Here is a 14,406-nt window from a genome sequence, read left to right as displayed (position 1 = left end):
AACAACGGCACCACGCGTTGCGTGATGCGCAACGGGCGGTGCCGACGTCAGCGGGAACGCGCGTCGAACCCGGCGCGGTCCCGCCAGAGCTGTTCCGTGACGCCCAGCCGCTCACGCAGTCGCGTCAGCCGGGGCATCCGCGCGCGCTGCTCGCGCGACACGCGGTCCAGCTCCTCGAACAGGCGCCGGGTGCGGTGCTCGGTGTCGAGCTCGTCGAGGATGCGGTTGACCTCCGTCAGGACGGCGCCCGGAAGCTGCCAGTGCCCTGGGCCGCGCTCGGCCTCCTCGCGCAGCAGCAGGGCCAGCTTGTCGCGGGTGCCCGCCGCGGTGTGCAGTTCCGCGGCGAGACGTTCCTCCGCCGACTCGGCGCTCGTGCTGAGGTGGGTGGTGACCAGCACCGCGAAGCTCACCACGGCGTCGGCGATCTCGGACAGCAGCTGCTCCAGGGCGGCCCCCGTCTCGGCCTCGAACAGCGGCTTGGGTTCGCGCTCCTTCGCCAGGTCGGTGAAGGAGCGCGCGAGCACGCGCAGGACGACCGTGCAGATCTCCAGCGTGTCCAGGCCGGTGCGCATCACCACCCGGTGCAGCACACTGTCCTGCACACGCGGATTCAGCCGCAGACTGTCCTCGGCCCGCCTCAGGGCGGTATCCACCTCGATGATGTCGTGGTCCAGGCGGCGTGCCTCGTGCAGTCGCTCCGCCGCGCGGTCCACGGGCGTACCGCCGGCGGCCTCCTCGCCCATGCGCAGCATCAGCTGCCGCAGCCGGCGCGCCAGGCCCTCGATCGACTCGCCCGCCTCCTCCACCCACACCGGCGGAGCCAGCAGCAGATTGCAGGCGAGCCCGACGCTCGCGCCGATCAGCGTCTCCACCACCCGGGCCCAGGCGGTGTTCCCGACGGTGGTGACCCCGAGGACCAGCATCGCGCTGATCGCCACCTCGGGGACGTACTCCTCCACCCGGACCAGCCGCCCCACGACCAGCGCCGCCACGAGGAGCATCGCCAGGCTCCACCAGGTCAGGCCCACCAGCAGACTGAACGCGATGGCGACGAGGACTCCCGTGACCACGGCGTTCACCCGGCGGAAGCCGTTGGTGAGCGTGGCGTACAGCGTCACCTGGACGACCAGCAGCGCGGTCAGGGGAGCGGTGAGAGGGGCGGCCGTCGGCTCGGGGCTCAGCCGGAGCGCGATGACGTACGCGATCGTCGCCGCGGTCGCTGACCGGAACGTCTGGACGACCACGGGATCCCGGCGCTTGTGCATGATCCGAGTGGCGTGCGCCCTCCACTCACGTACCTCTCGCATCCTCGGGCCGTTCCCCTTCGCCTGGCGCATCGAACGCATCCATGAAGGACGTTAGCGCCGAGGGAAAACAGGGGCGACCGTGGACGCTCAGGCGTGCACCTTGTCGAGGAAGGCGGCCAGCCCGTCCGTGGTCCGCTCGATCTGCTCCGCCAGGGTGAGGCTCTCCTCGAGGCGGGAGCCGCTCTCCGGCACCTTCTTCCCGCGTACGTAGAGGGAACAGGCGAGGTCGGTGCACATGTACACACCGACGGAGTTCCCCTCACGCCCGGCCGCCCCGGCCTTCCGTGCGGTCATCAGCGAGACCCCGCCCCGAGGGTGCGTCGTCAGGCACAGCGAGCACATGCTGCGCTGCAGGGACCCCCGCCGCGCGGGCTGGAACCGCATCGTCACCCCGACGAGCCGGCCTTCCCGCTCGGTCACGAGATAGCTCCGATCGGGCGCCCCCGGATCCCGCCACCCGAGGAAGTCGAGATCGTCCCAGGGGCGTTCCCCGAGATCCCGGGGGACGGCCAGACGCTTGGCCTCTCCCTTGGAGCAGTTGATGAACGAGGTGCGGATGTCCTGCTCGGTGAGCGGCTTCATGGGAGGGCTCCTGCTTCTCTCGGGCCAAACCTAGGGGTCCTAGGTTTTGGGGGCCAGGTCAGGTTAGACAGCCGCGACGAACGGGGCGAGTGAATTTCCGGAAGGCCGTCTCACCCCGGCTCCGGCGGCCACACCCCCGGGGCCAGTACCCCCAGCGCGTAGGCGCGGGCCACCAGTTCCGTGCGGTTGGCGGCGTGCCAGCGGGAGGACAGACGGCGCAGGTGGTACGTCACGCCGTCGGTGGTGAGGCCGGTCTCGCGGGCGGCCCGGGCCGTGGTGGCGCCCGCTGCCAGCAGGGCCAGGATGCGGGCCTCCGCCGGGGTGACCCGTTCGGCGGGCGGGGTGCCGCGGGCCTCGTGCTCGCCGTCCACCCGCAGCATCACCAGCAGCGCGGGCGTCTCCTCCACGGTGTCGCTCACCGGGTCCGCCGTCAGCTCTCCGTACCGCTCCGCTCCGCCGGGCGCCTGCCAGCGCACCGACACCTGGTACCGCGAGCGGTGCCGCAGCCGCAGCGCCTCGGCGATCCGCTCCACCTGTGTCGCCTCCCGCGGGCTGAACAGCTCCAGCACGTCACGGCCGCGCAGCCGTCCCGGCGTCGTACCGCACTCCGCCGCCATCGCCGGGTTCGCGAGCAGCACCGCCCCGTACACATCGCACACCGCGACCGGCATCGCGACCCGGTCGAAGAGGAGCAGGGCGCGGTTGCGCCAGGTCACGGCCTCGTGCCGGGACAGGTCCATGAGCGTCTCCTGCCACGCCGGGTCGCTCCCGCGCAAGAGCGACGCATCTGCTTGCACTACACAATCATGTAGGGGCGCGGCACTGCCCGCCGGGCCCCGTGGATCACGCTGGACCGCAGTACTTCCGTACCGCGAAAGGCAGTTGCCGCGTCATGCCCCCCACCGGACAGACCTCCCGCTCCGCAGACACCCGCGACGACATCCCCGTCGCCGACATCACCGCCACCGGACCCGGCCCCTCGCCCATCCAGCAGGCCATGGATCTGATGCGCGAGCACGGTTCCGCGTTCGTCCGGCGGCTGTACGGGCGGGACACCCTGTTCGTGGGCGACCTGGACCTGGTCGCCGACCTCGCGGACGAGCAGCGGTTCGCCAAGCACATCGGGCCCGGCCTGGAGAACGTCCGCGAGTTCGCAGCGGACGGCCTGTTCACCGCCTACAACGACGAGCCCAACTGGGCCAAGGCGCACGACATCCTCATGCCCGCCTTCGCGCTGGGCTCGATGCGGACGTACCACCCCGTGATGCTGCAGGTGGCCCAGCGGCTCATCGCGTCCTGGGACCGCGACGCCGGTGCCGGCAAGCCCGTCGACGTGCCCGGCGACATGACCCGCATGACGCTCGACACCATCGGACTCGCCGGCTTCGGATACGACTTCGGCTCCTTCGAGCGGGCCGAGCCGCACCCCTTCGTCGACTCGATGGTCCGCTGCCTGGAATGGAGCATGACCCGCCTCGCCCGCGTCCCGGGCCAGGACTACTCGGCGCAGGACGCGGCCTTCCGCGACGACTCCGCCTATCTCGCCCAGGTCGTCGACGAGGTCATCGCCGCCCGCACCGGCACCGACCAGAGCCAGGCCGACGACCTCCTCGGCCTGATGCTCACCGCCGAGCACCCGGCCGACGGCACCACGCTCGACACGGCGAACATCCGCAACCAGGTCATCACCTTCCTCATCGCCGGGCACGAGACCACCTCCGGCGCCATGTCCTTCGCGATGTACTACCTCGCCAAGCACCCGACCGCGCTCCAGATGGTGCAGCGCGAGGTCGACGAGATGTGGGGCGACGCGGCGGACGTCGAGCCGACGTACGACGAGGTCGGCCGGCTGACCTACACCCGCCAGGTCCTCAACGAGGCGCTCCGGCTCTGGCCCACGGCCGCCGTGTTCGCCCGGAAGGCCCGCGAGGACACGCTGCTCGGCGGCCGGATCCCGATGCGAGCCGGGGACTCCGCCCTGGTGCTCACGCCGATGCTGCACCGGCAGCCCGTCTGGGGCGACAACCCGGAGCTGTTCGACCCCTCCCGCTTCACCGCCGAGGCGGAGGCGGAGCGCCCGGTGCACGCCTTCAAGCCGTTCGGCACCGGTGAGCGCGCCTGCATCGGCCGCCAGTTCGCGCTGCACGAGGCGACCATGCTGCTGGCCATGCTCGTGCACCGCTACCGGCTGGGGGACCACGCCGACTACCGGCTCGACGTCAAGGAGACCCTCACCCTCAAGCCCGAGGGCTTCACCCTCGCGCTGACCCCGCGCACCTCCGCCGACCGCGTCCACACGCCGCTGCCCGGCGCCGCCCCGCTCCAGGACACCGGCTCGGCCGAGCCGCAGGACCTGCCCGCGCGTGTCCGCCCCGGCACCGCCGCCCTCTTCCTGCACGGCAGCAACTACGGCACCTGCCGCGACTTCGCCGCCCAGCTCGCCGACGAGGCCGCGGCCGTCGGCTGCGAGACCCAGGTGGCAGCCCTGGACGCCTACGCCGGCGGCCTGCCCACCGACCGGCCCGTCGTCATCGCGGCCGCCTCCTACAACGGCCGCCCCACCGACGACGCAACCGCCTTCGCCGCCCGCCTCGAAGAGGACCACGACCTGTCCGGCGTGACGTACGCCGTCCTGGGCGTCGGCGACCGCAACTGGGCCGCCACCTACCAGCACGTCCCCACCCGCATCGACGAGCGGCTCGCCGAGTCCGGCGCCACCCGGCTGCTCGACCGCGCCGCCGCCGACGCCTCCGGCGACCTCACCGGCACCGTCCGGCAGTTCACGACGGACCTGCGCACCGCCCTCCTGCGGCAGTACGGCGACCCGGACGCCACGACCCCGGACCCCGAGCCCACGGCCGCCTACGAGGTCCGCACCCTGACCGGCGGCCCGCTGGACGCCCTCGCCGAACGGCACGAACTCGTCCCCATGAAGGTCACCGAGGCCTTCGACCTCACCGCGCCCGGCTACGCGCGCCGCAAGAGGTTCCTGCGCGTCGCCCTCCCGGTCGGCGTCACCTACCGCACGGCCGACCACCTCACCGTGCTGCCCGCCAACGACCCGGACCTCGTCACCCGCACCGCCGCCGCGCTCGGCCTCGACCTCGACACGGTCCTGGACATCCGCGCCACCCGCCCCCGCCGCGACGGCATCGCCGTCGACCGACCCGTGACGGTACGGCAGCTCCTCACCCACCACGTGGAGCTGCAGGAGCGCCCGAGTGCCGGGCAGCTGACCGCGCTCGCCGAGGCCAACCCGTGCCCGCCGGAGCGCATCGCCCTGGCCGCCCTCACCGACGACCCGCGCACCCTCGTGGAGATCATCGAGGACCACCCGGCCCTGCGGGGCGCCCTGGACTGGCCGCAGCTCCTCGACCTCCTCACCCCGCTGCGGCCCCGCCACTACTCCATCTCCTCCTCGCCCGCCGTCGACCCCGGCCACGTGGACCTGATGGTGTCGCTGCTGCAGGCACCGGCCCGCTCGGGCAAGGGTGTCTACCGGGGCACCGGATCCGGCCACCTCAACGCGGTCCAGCCCGGGGACACGGTCTACGCGCGCGTGCAGCCGTGCCGGGAGGCCTTCCGCATCGACGCCACCGGGGGATCCGCACCCGTCGTGATGGTCGCGGCCGGCACCGGCCTCGCCCCGTTCCGCGGCGCCATAGCCGACCGCACGGCCGCCCTCTCGGCGGGCGCCGAACTGGCCCCGGCCGTCTGCTACTTCGGTTGTGACGCGCCCGACGCCGACTTCATGCACGCCGACGAACTGGGCGCCGCCGACACCGCCGGGGCCGTCTCGCTGCGCCCCGCCTTCAGCGAGACCCCCGAGGGCGAGGTGCGGTTCGTGCAGCACCGCATCGCCGCCGAGGCCGAGGAGGTCTGGGCCCTGCTGGACGCCGGAGCGCGGGTGTACGTGTGCGGCGACGGCTCGCGGATGGCGCCCGGGGTGCGGGAGGCGTTCCGTACCCTGTACCGGAAGCACACGCCGGGTACCGACGAGACGGCCGCCGAGCAGTGGCTCGACGGGCTGGTCGCGGACGGGCGTTACGTCGAGGACGTCTACGCGGCCGGCTGACCGAAGCCGTAGGGGAGGGGTGGGCGCACGGTGGTGGACTCCTGGGAACGGGCCCGGCGCGTCCTGGAGGCGGCGGGCCTGGACCCCGGCCGCCTCGCCCACCTCCGCCCGCTGACCGGCGGCACGTACAACACCGTCGAGGAACTCCGCCTCACCGACGGCACCCGCCATGTGCTGAAGATCCCGCCCGCGGCAGCCGTCCCCGGCCTCCGGCACGAGCGACGACTGCTCGTGTCGGAGGCCGAGTTCTACCGTTCGGCCGCCCGCGCCGGAGTCCACGCGCCGCGGCTGGTGTCCATGGGGGACGACTTCCTGCTCATGACGGCCTGCCCCGGCGACCCCTGGGACGACTCCCTCACGGCCGCGGAACAGACCGCGCTGCGGGCCGAGCTGGGACGCCAGACGGCCCGACTGCACCGTGTGACGGGCGCCGGCTTCGGCTATCCCTCCGGCGCCCTCGGCCCGCTCGCCCCCGACTGGCGGACCGCGTTCACGACGATGTTCGACGCCGTCCTCGAAGACGCCCGGCGCTACGGGGCCCGGCTGCCCCGCCCGGTCGACGCCGTGGCCCGTACCGCCCGCTCCGCGTACGGCGCCCTCGACGAGGTCACCGTCCCGTGCCTGGTGCACTTCGACCTGTGGCGGGGCAACATCCTCGTCGACCGCTCGGACGGAGAAGCCCGTATCGGGGGCCTCGTCGACGGGGAGCGCATGTTCTGGGGCGACCCCCTCGCCGAGTTCGTCTCTCTGGCGCTGCTGGGGGACATCCAGGAGGACGAGGCGTTCCTGTCGGGCTACCGGGAGTCCGGCGGCCGGGCCGATTTCGACACCCCGACCCGCCTCCGCCTCGCCCTGTACCGCGCCTATCTGTACCTGATCATGCTCACCGAGACGGTTCCGCGCGAGGCCGGCGAGGACCAGGTGCGCTGGGTGCGGGAGGCGGTCGCCCCGGAACTCGTCGCCGCCCTGGACGAGATCGAGGAACTCCTCGGGGGAAATCTCACAACGTGAAATAAGGGGTGGGGGAATGTCGCGCCGACCCTGCCCCGACGGTATGTTGCAGGTCGGACGAGGGGCGGAAGGAGCCACATGGCGGGGCGGAACGGGCGCACGGTACGCGATCTCAGGCGGGCCAACCGCACGGCCGTGCTGCAACGGCTCTACTTCGACGGCCCCCTCAGCCGCTTCGCACTGGGCCCGGCGACCGCACTGAGTTCCGGCTCCGTCAGCAACGTCGTCGCCGACCTGCTCACCGCAGGACTGGTCGAGGAGGCCGGCAGCGTCGACTCCGACGGCGGCCGCCCCCGCACCCTGCTGCGCGTGGCGCCCGGCAGCGGCCACATGATCGGCGTCGACGTCGGCGAGACCCGGGTGCGTGTCGAACTGTTCGACCTCACCCTCACCGAGCTGGCCCGCGTCGAGCGCCCGCTCGCCGTCCAGGGGTACGAGGTCGAGGTCATCGTCGACCACATCCGCCGGGGCATCGCCGAGGTGCTCGACACCGCCGGTCTCGCGCCCGAGCGGCTCCTCGGCGTCGGCATCGGCGTCCCCGGCATCGTCGAGCACACGCCCGACCGCGGCGCGCTCGTGCACGGGCAGACCATCGGCTGGGACGCGGTCCCGCTGGAGGCCCTGCTCCGCACCTCGACCCCGCTGCCGGACACCGTCCCGTACTTCATCGACAACGGCGCCAAGACGCTGGGCCAGGCCGAGATGTGGTTCGGCGCCGGACGCGGCGCGCACAACGCCGTGGTGGTCCTCCTCGGCTCCGGCGTCGGCGCCAGCCTCGTCACCCCCGACGCGGAGCAGGGCCGGGCCGTCGAATGGGGGCATCTGACCGTCCGGGTCCGGGGCCGCCGCTGCCGCTGCGGGGCGCTCGGCTGCCTGGAGGCCTACGCGGGCGCCGAGTCGCTGCTCGCCCGCTGGCGGGAGGAGGGCGGCCGGGGCCAGGACGGCACCGACGAGGAGTCCGCGCTCACCGCGATGCTCGCCGCGGCGTACCCGCCCGGGGACGGTGAGGCCGACCCGGTCGCGCTGGCCGTCCTGGAGGAGACCGCCGAGTACCTCGGCGCCGGTCTGGCCGACCTGATCAACCTCTTCCAGCCCGAGCGGATCCTCATCGGCGGCTGGGCGGGCCTGGCCCTCGGCGCCCGCTTCCTGCCCGCCGTACGCCGTCACGCCCTGTCCTACGCGCTGCGCCACCCGGCCGGGCAGGTGACCGTCGAACTGGGCCGGCTCGGGCCCGACGCGGTCACGGTCGGCGCCGCGATCCTGCCGCTCGCCGACTTCTTCGCACGCGGCGGACGGCGCCCCGATCCCGCGCCGGAGAGTCCGCTCCCCGCATGGCACACGGCACTCGAGGAGCGGGCACCACACTGAGGTTTCGCAGGTCATGCCGGAGGTACTCGCGTGGCGCCCGGACCACGAAGGGAGGACGCCGTGACCGACCACCGCCTCGAAGGACCTGGCGAGAACGGTCAGCCCGTCCCGCGGGACATGCCGGACCAGCAGGCCGCCACCGGCGAGGACCCATGGGAGGCCGCCTCGCGCTTCACGGGCACCGGCGAGGCCGAGAAGAACGAGAGGGACGGGAAGGACCATGCCGACGAGCCCGCCGACGACGTCCCCGAGACGGACGAGGCGGGGACGGGCCGGCAGGGGGAGCCGCCCCGGCAGGGAACGGTGCACCCCGAGCATCCGGTGCCGGACGAGCCCGCCGACTGAGTGCCCCTGAACTCCGATGGCCGCAGCCGACCGTGGGGGCCGGCTGCGGCCATCGGTTGTGTGCGGTGTGCGGGTGCCGCGTGGCCTGTGGTCAGCCCACCTTGTGTCCCCGCATCGGTTCCGTCCGCGCGCCCGCACCCTGCTGGAGTCCCTGCAGGAACTGCTCCAGCACCTCCGGCGCCGTGTGTTCCGGCCGCCAGCCGAGTTCCGTACGCGCGCGTGAGCAGTCCATCAGAGGCAGCCGCACCGGGCGGGCGCCGAACATCCTGCCCAGGAGGTCCGCGTCGACCGTCGGCTCGGCCGCCAGGTTGAACGCGCCCCGGGCGTCGGAGTGCACCGCCGGCCGGTACGCGTGGGCCGCGTCGTCCGTGTGCAGCGCCTGCACCCGCAGCCCCGCGATGTCGGGCAGGAAGGGCAGCAGCTCCGGACGGGCCGACGGGCCCGGCAGGAAACGCCCGCCGAAGATACGGCGTTGCTCACTCGCGGACTCCCGCTGGAAGAGGAAGGCGGGCCGCATCCGCACCACCCGTGTCTCGGGATGATCGCGCTCGAACGTGTCCAGCGCACGCTCCAGATAGGCCTTCTCCCGGCAGTACGCGGCGTCCGGCCAGCCGTGCGTCGGCCACGACTCGTCCACCGTCCGGTCCTTGGGACCCGGCGAGTACGCGCCGACCGACGAGGCGTGCACCAGCGCCGGCACTCCCGCGGCGGTCACCGCCTCGAACACTCGCATGCTGCCGAGCACGTTGGTGCGCCAGGTCGCCGCCGGGTCGTGCGTCGGCTGGAACGGGCGACCTCCGGATCCTCGGAGAGGAGGCGCACCACGCTGGTGCCCACATTGCCGGTGGCGCCCGTGACAACAACCCTCTTGCCCGTTCCGCTGCTCACCTTCCGCTCCTCTCGGCCGTATGGTTCCGCCGGCGGTGACCGAGTACCCGGGGGTCACGTGGATGTCACCGACCCCGGTCGTCCGGCACGGTCTCGGCCCACAGGTTCTCGGCCTGGAGCAGCAGCGTGCCCAGGACCGCCGTGTACGCGGCCCCCTCCCCGGCGTGCCGGCGCAGCTTCTCGTGCAGCTCCTGGTGCAGCTCCCGCATCGCCTCCTCGGTCTCCTGGTCCGGGCGGGGCCGCACGCTGCCGTCGAGCAGACTGTCGGCCTCGGTGTGGCAGGCTTCCCCGATCAGCTTCAGCAGCCGCGCGTACGCGTCGAGGGCCGGGCCCTCGGGCGGGGTGGGCGTCCGGTTGTCGTCCACGGACACCGCCAGGGCCCGGGTCAGCGCGGCCACGTGCCCGGTGACCCGGCCGAACCGGTCGTCCTCGTCCACCGGTGGCAGAGCGCCCCTGTGCGGCACGCGGTGCAGGCGCCGCAACGGGCCGTAGGTCAGGCGCAGGCTCTCCTGGCTCCACCGGCGCGCCGAGCGCAGCGCCTCAAGGCGGTGGTCCAGCCGGGAGGACGCGCCGAGCCAGCCGGCGGCGGTCTGCGCGTCCCACTCGCCCTCGCGCAGGTCGGCGGCGACGGTGCGCAGGACGTCCCCCGACTCCCGGGCGAGGGCCGCCAGGTTCTCCCGTACGTCCCGCAGATGGACCGGCGGCAGGACGAGCGCGTTGACCGCGACGCCGATGACGGCGCCCAGGGCCGCCTGCCCCACGCGATGCCCGACGCTCGACATGCTCACGGAGCCCGCTGTGAGGGTGAACAGGGCGGTGGTCGCCGCGTAGATGCCCTGGTCGCCGAAGCGGGACCAGTTCGCGAGCAGCATCAGCACCGGGATGGACAGGGCGAGCGCGCCCGTCGTGTCGCCGGTGATCGCCTGTGCGGCGGAGGCCAGCACGGTGCCGACGCAGATCGCCCCGAACTGCCGCGCCCCCTGCACCAGCGAGCTGTAGACCGTGGCCTGCACCAGCACCAGCGCCACCCACGGCGCCATCAGCGCCAGCGGGTCTCCCATCCAGACGCCGCCCACCACCCAGGCGAGCACCGCCGCCGCGGCGGCCTTGAGCGACTGGACGACCAGATCGCGTTCCCGCCCGGGCCCGGTCCAGGCGGCTCGCAGGGCGTCCCAGGCGGCCCGCGTCCCACGCCGCACGGAGGCCGGCCTCATGCCCTCGGACTGCCGCGGAGGGACAGCAGGTGCGCGGGGTCGGCACAGATCATGTCCGCGCCGGACTCCTCGATGGCCCGGCGTGGCGCGCTCAGCTCGGCGCCGCCCGCCGGGGTGGCCGGCACCACCGCCCAGCCCTCCCGGTGCGCGGGGCCGGTGTCGACCAGCGTGCCGTCGACATCGAACACGGCGGCCCGTTCGGCGCTGCCCATGGGAGCTGCCCTTTCTCTCCGGCTCGCCCGGGTACCACCTCAGCCGCCCGCCACTCCGGACGGCACCCGCCGCTCGCGGGTCCAGGCCAGCAACTCCGGAAGGGACCACGTCGTCACCACACGCTCCGGCGGCACCCCGCACTCCTCCGCCCGCGCGCACCCGTTGATCTGCCAGTCCAGCTGCCCCGGCGCGTGCGCGTCGGTGTCGACGGAGAACAGCACCCCCGCGGCCACGGCCCGGCGCAGCAGCCGCCGCGGCGGGTCGAGCCGCTCCGGCCTGCTGTTGATCTCCAGGGCCGTGCCGGTCTCCGCGCACGCCGCGAACACCTCGTCCGCGTCGAACTCCGACTCGGGCCGCCCCCGCCCGGTCACCAGCCGTCCCGTGCAGTGCCCGAGCACATCGGAGTGCGGATCACCTACGGCGGCCACCATCCGCCGGGTCATCGACCGGGCGTCCATACGCAGCTTGGAGTGCACCGACACCACCACGACATCGAGCCGGTCCAGCAGCTCCGGCTCCTGGTCGAGCGAGCCGTCCTCGAGGATGTCGCACTCGATGCCGGTCAGCAGCCGGAACGGCGCCCAGGTCTCGTTCAGCTCCGCCACCACGTCCAGCTGCTCCCGCAGCCGCTCGGCCGTGAGGCCACGCGCCACGGTCAGCCGCGGCGAGTGGTCGGTCAGCGCCGCCCACTCGTGGCCCAGCGCCGCCGCGGCCCGGCCCATCTCCTCGATCGGGCTGCCGCCGTCCGACCAGTCGGAGTGCAGATGGCAGTCCCCGCGCAGCAGCTCCCGCAGCCCCTCGCCGCCCCGCACGGCGGGCCGCTCCGTGGCCTCGCCCTCCAGCGTGCGCAGATAACCGGGCTCCTCCCCGGCCAGCGCCTCCCGCACCACCTGCGCGGTCTTCGGGCCGACGCCCTTGAGCGACTCCAGCGAACCGTCCGCCGCTCGCCGGCGCACCTCGTCGTCGCCCAGCTCCTTCAGCACCCGGGCCGCCGTACGGAAGGCGCGCACCCGGTACGTCGGTGCCAGGGACCGCTCCAGCAGGAAGGCGATCCGGTCCAGTGCCTCGACGGGATCCATCGCCACCTCCACCTCAAGGGTTCCTCAGCGCCCGGCGGGCCGCACGACGGGCTGGACCCCGCGCGGTCGCCGGTTGCGCTCTACCCTCGATGCATGACCGAAAGCGCGAGCCCGTACATATCCCACCCGCGGATCCTGGTGCTCGGGGTGCAGCCGGGCACACCGCCGTTCCGGATCGTGGAGATCGACGGCCAGGTGGTCGGGGAGGCCAAGGCCGCCACCGACGTGCTGACGGCCGCGGCCGCGTTCGGCATCACGGTCCACGACATGGACGATCCGGACGTGGTCCGCTGGGTGGGCGGAGACAAGTACACCTGGACCCCGCACTAGGCCTTCTCGGCCGACGGCTTCCGGTCCGCCCGGCCGCGCCGGGGCCTGCGCGCGTGGACCGCCCGGCTCAGGCGACGGCCCAGGAACAGGTAGCCGATCAGCGCGCCCGTCGTGTTGAGGATGACGTCGTCGATGTCGAAGGCGCGGCCGGTGACCAGGGCGCCCTGGGCGAACTCCACCAGCAGCATCACGACCGCGGTCATCAGCAGGACGCGCAGGATGCCCCGCGTGCGCGGCGCGACGACGGGCACGAGGATGCCGAAGGGGACGCCGAGCAGGATGTTGCCGCCGATCTGCCGGAAGGCGTCCCGCAGTTCCGGCTGGTCGAGATAGGCCCTCAGCGAGTCGCCGGGTTGCAGGTTGGTGTGGGTCAGTGCCTCCGAGGCGGGCGAGGGCTGCAGGGTCAGCCGCGCCAGCACCACGGCGAAGGCGACCATGAACGTGAAGGCGCACAGCGTCGCCAGCAGCCGGACGGGCAGCGGGAGTGGACGTCGCTCGCTCCCGGACCCGACGGTACGGGGACGTGAGGCTGCACTGGCCATACGGTCCTCCAGACTTCAACTTCCCTGTGTGACAGGGCGGTTACCCACCGGTGTGCGGACGATGCCGCCGGGGGTCGTTCCCAGCCACTGTTGCCCGCGTTCCGCCGGGGCACTCCGCCCTGTCCCAGGTACTCGTCGGCCGGGTCAGTTCCCGTACGACACGCGCACCTCCTTGAAGCCCAGGGAACGCAGCAGACCTTCGAGCATGCCGGTGGCGTTCTTCTCGGCGCGTGCGGTCAGCTCGCTTTCCTTCGCCGCGTCGCCGATGTGCCGTACCGCGAGTTTCTGCACGGCCTGTTCACCGTTGGGGTTGTCCGAGAAGAGGTCGCCGAGGCGGTCGAAGAGACCGCGCTGCTTGGAGACGGCGTAGGAGCGGTCGGGGTCGAGGGCCGGCTTGCCCAGTTGCGCGTGCGGCAGCCGGAGCGTGGCGGACGTGCGGTCGCCGTTGACCTTCACGTCGTTCTCGCCGACCTTGCCCAGGTCGACGTAGGCGTCCACGGTGCCCGCGCCGACGTACAGGGTGCGGGTGCCGCGGATCGCGTCGGGCAGGAACCTGGCGTCCTTCTCCAGGTCCACGACGACCTGGAAGTTGCCGGAGGCGGCGTCGTAGCGGCTGATGTCCTGGATGGACTTCAACAGCGCGGGGCCGGACCGGTCGTGGGTTTCGGTGCCGAACAGGTCCTTCAGGCCCGGGATCACGCTGAGCCGGATCCCGGCGAAGAACACCACGAGCACCAGGACGAGCGCGCCCACCACCTTGGCCCAGCCGGGCATGCGCCTGGGGAGGCGCTTGACGGGAGTCGTCATGCGACGGCCCTCCTTCCTACTGTCCGGATGCCCGCCACATCCCTTGCCAGACCAGCCGGTTGAAGAGGGGAGGACTTCGACGGAAGCACGAAGGGCGCATTCGGGGCGTGTCACACCGAGCCGGACGTGGCCTCCGGCTGTTCCAGGGCGGCGTCCAGCGTCGGTTGCGGCGGCAGCAGCCGGGACAGGCCGGTGATGCGCAGGACCCGCAGGGTCAGAGGGTGGGCGCAGACGAGGAGTAGCTGACCGTCCCGGTCGAGGACCCGGCTCCTGGCCCGGTACAGCAACCGCAGGCCCGAGCAGTCGAAGAACTCGATCCGGCTGAGGTCGATCACGACCCGGGCGGCGGGGCGGTTCGTCTCCCGGTCCAGGTGCGGGGCGATCTCCGTGGCCGCGGCGAGGTCGATCTCGCCGCGGAACTCCAGCACGGTGTGCCCCCGTTCCTGGCGGACGCGCAGATGCCGGGTGAGCGGTGCAGGTTCCTGCCGCACGACGAGATCGCCTCCAGCTTGCTCCGTGCGTGGGGGAGGGGCCACGGCCTCAACACCGTTCCCCGCCCCGCAAGTTACCCTCCAACGAGTGAATTTGAGCATGTTCGATTGACATATGTCTCTGAATTGCGGCCGAGTTGGCCGAGGTTCGCGC

The 14,406-nt window shown here is 72.9% G+C and carries 14 protein-coding genes and 1 pseudogene; 5 read left to right on the top strand and 10 right to left on the bottom strand.

The features are described 5' to 3' along the window. Positions 1-47: 47 nt before the first annotated feature. The 3 genes from ACFT4A_RS13995 to ACFT4A_RS13985 all read right to left on the bottom strand — a co-directional run bounded on the left by ACFT4A_RS13995 (position 48) and on the right by ACFT4A_RS13985 (position 2,629). Positions 48-1,307 (bottom strand): FUSC family protein, encoded by a 1,260-nt coding sequence (locus ACFT4A_RS13995; RefSeq protein ID WP_382829346.1) that lies wholly within the window; start codon positions 1,305-1,307, stop codon positions 48-50. Between the two features lie 87 nt (positions 1,308-1,394). Further along, a complete protein-coding gene (locus tag ACFT4A_RS13990) occupies positions 1,395-1,889 on the bottom strand; it encodes an FBP domain-containing protein (RefSeq protein ID WP_382829343.1) in 495 nt (164 codons plus the stop codon). Positions 1,890-1,999: 110 nt separating this feature from the next. Further along, complete coding sequence (locus ACFT4A_RS13985) at positions 2,000-2,629, bottom strand: PAS domain S-box protein (protein WP_382829340.1); 630 nt, start codon at positions 2,627-2,629, stop codon at positions 2,000-2,002. Positions 2,630-2,781: 152 nt separating this feature from the next. Here ACFT4A_RS13985 and ACFT4A_RS13980 point away from each other — a divergent pair, with 152 nt between their 5' ends. The 4 genes from ACFT4A_RS13980 (at position 2,782) to ACFT4A_RS13965 (ending at position 8,688) form a co-directional block, all read left to right on the top strand. Further along, the gene (locus tag ACFT4A_RS13980) at positions 2,782-5,964 is read left to right on the top strand and encodes a cytochrome P450 (RefSeq protein WP_382829338.1); all 3,183 of its coding nucleotides are present in this window, start codon (positions 2,782-2,784) and stop codon (positions 5,962-5,964) included. Between the two features lie 30 nt (positions 5,965-5,994). Then, entirely contained in the window at positions 5,995-6,975 is a 981-nt protein-coding gene (locus tag ACFT4A_RS13975) for a phosphotransferase family protein (protein ID WP_382829337.1), read from the top strand. Positions 6,976-7,053: 78 nt separating this feature from the next. Next, the gene (locus ACFT4A_RS13970; RefSeq protein WP_382829335.1) at positions 7,054-8,343 is read left to right on the top strand and encodes an ROK family protein; all 1,290 of its coding nucleotides are present in this window, start codon (positions 7,054-7,056) and stop codon (positions 8,341-8,343) included. 60 nt (positions 8,344-8,403) lie between these two features. Next, positions 8,404-8,688: a hypothetical protein gene (locus ACFT4A_RS13965; protein WP_382829332.1), complete on the top strand. Its 285-nt coding sequence runs from the start codon at positions 8,404-8,406 to the stop codon at positions 8,686-8,688. 91 nt (positions 8,689-8,779) lie between these two features. Here ACFT4A_RS13965 and ACFT4A_RS13960 read toward each other — a convergent pair. From ACFT4A_RS13960 to ACFT4A_RS13945, 4 genes and pseudogenes are all read right to left on the bottom strand, one after another. Continuing rightward, positions 8,780-9,576: pseudogene (locus ACFT4A_RS13960) on the bottom strand (NAD-dependent epimerase/dehydratase family protein). Positions 9,577-9,641: 65 nt separating this feature from the next. After that, positions 9,642-10,790: an aromatic acid exporter family protein gene (locus tag ACFT4A_RS13955; RefSeq protein WP_382829330.1), complete on the bottom strand. Its 1,149-nt coding sequence runs from the start codon at positions 10,788-10,790 to the stop codon at positions 9,642-9,644. Next, complete coding sequence (locus ACFT4A_RS13950; protein WP_382829327.1) at positions 10,787-11,002, bottom strand: hypothetical protein; 216 nt, start codon at positions 11,000-11,002, stop codon at positions 10,787-10,789. Before ACFT4A_RS13950 ends, ACFT4A_RS13955 begins: the two co-directional genes overlap by 4 nt. Before the next feature lie 39 nt (positions 11,003-11,041). Then, on the bottom strand, positions 11,042-12,082 hold the full coding sequence (locus tag ACFT4A_RS13945; RefSeq protein ID WP_382829324.1) for a PHP domain-containing protein: 1,041 nt from the start codon (positions 12,080-12,082) through the stop codon (positions 11,042-11,044). 93 nt (positions 12,083-12,175) lie between these two features. Between ACFT4A_RS13945 and ACFT4A_RS13940 the strand changes: the two genes are divergently transcribed. Then, entirely contained in the window at positions 12,176-12,412 is a 237-nt protein-coding gene (locus tag ACFT4A_RS13940; RefSeq protein ID WP_382829323.1) for a hypothetical protein, read from the top strand. On the opposite strand, the gene ACFT4A_RS13935 is transcribed toward ACFT4A_RS13940, so the two are convergent. From ACFT4A_RS13935 to ACFT4A_RS13925, 3 genes are all read right to left on the bottom strand, one after another. After that, positions 12,409-12,954, bottom strand: coding sequence for a VanZ family protein (locus tag ACFT4A_RS13935; protein ID WP_382829320.1), 546 nt, complete (start codon positions 12,952-12,954; stop codon positions 12,409-12,411). The two genes, ACFT4A_RS13940 and ACFT4A_RS13935, sit on opposite strands and share 4 nt — an antisense overlap. A 144-nt stretch (positions 12,955-13,098) precedes the next feature. After that, positions 13,099-13,761, bottom strand: a complete 663-nt coding sequence (locus ACFT4A_RS13930) for a DUF4230 domain-containing protein (protein WP_382829318.1) — start codon at positions 13,759-13,761, stop codon at positions 13,099-13,101. 110 nt (positions 13,762-13,871) lie between these two features. Further along, a complete protein-coding gene (locus ACFT4A_RS13925; RefSeq protein WP_382829316.1) occupies positions 13,872-14,252 on the bottom strand; it encodes an anti-sigma factor antagonist in 381 nt (126 codons plus the stop codon). Positions 14,253-14,406 lie beyond the last annotated feature (154 nt).

The sequence above is a fragment of the Streptomyces sp. NPDC057099 genome (assembly GCF_042671245.1).
Lineage (GTDB): Bacteria > Actinomycetota > Actinomycetes > Streptomycetales > Streptomycetaceae > Streptomyces > Streptomyces purpurascens.
The sequence above is the reverse complement of the archived record's forward strand: the minus strand, read 5'-3'. Positions and strand labels throughout refer to the sequence as shown.

What these genes read in the sequence shown, in the direction of transcription:
- ACFT4A_RS13935 (WP_382829320.1), bottom strand. Translation starts at nt 12,954, where the DNA reads ATGGCCAGTGCAGCCTCACGTCCCCGTACCGTCGGGTCCGGGAGCGAG.
- ACFT4A_RS13945 (WP_382829324.1), bottom strand. Translation starts at nt 12,082, where the DNA reads ATGGATCCCGTCGAGGCACTGGACCGGATCGCCTTCCTGCTGGAGCGG.
- ACFT4A_RS13940 (WP_382829323.1), top strand. Translation starts at nt 12,176, where the DNA reads ATGACCGAAAGCGCGAGCCCGTACATATCCCACCCGCGGATCCTGGTG.
- ACFT4A_RS13995 (WP_382829346.1), bottom strand. Translation starts at nt 1,307, where the DNA reads ATGCGAGAGGTACGTGAGTGGAGGGCGCACGCCACTCGGATCATGCAC.
- ACFT4A_RS13970 (WP_382829335.1), top strand. Translation starts at nt 7,054, where the DNA reads ATGGCGGGGCGGAACGGGCGCACGGTACGCGATCTCAGGCGGGCCAAC.
- ACFT4A_RS13930 (WP_382829318.1), bottom strand. Translation starts at nt 13,761, where the DNA reads ATGACGACTCCCGTCAAGCGCCTCCCCAGGCGCATGCCCGGCTGGGCC.
- ACFT4A_RS13955 (WP_382829330.1), bottom strand. Translation starts at nt 10,790, where the DNA reads ATGAGGCCGGCCTCCGTGCGGCGTGGGACGCGGGCCGCCTGGGACGCC.
- ACFT4A_RS13950 (WP_382829327.1), bottom strand. Translation starts at nt 11,002, where the DNA reads ATGGGCAGCGCCGAACGGGCCGCCGTGTTCGATGTCGACGGCACGCTG.
- ACFT4A_RS13985 (WP_382829340.1), bottom strand. Translation starts at nt 2,629, where the DNA reads ATGGACCTGTCCCGGCACGAGGCCGTGACCTGGCGCAACCGCGCCCTG.
- ACFT4A_RS13990 (WP_382829343.1), bottom strand. Translation starts at nt 1,889, where the DNA reads ATGAAGCCGCTCACCGAGCAGGACATCCGCACCTCGTTCATCAACTGC.
- ACFT4A_RS13980 (WP_382829338.1), top strand. Translation starts at nt 2,782, where the DNA reads ATGCCCCCCACCGGACAGACCTCCCGCTCCGCAGACACCCGCGACGAC.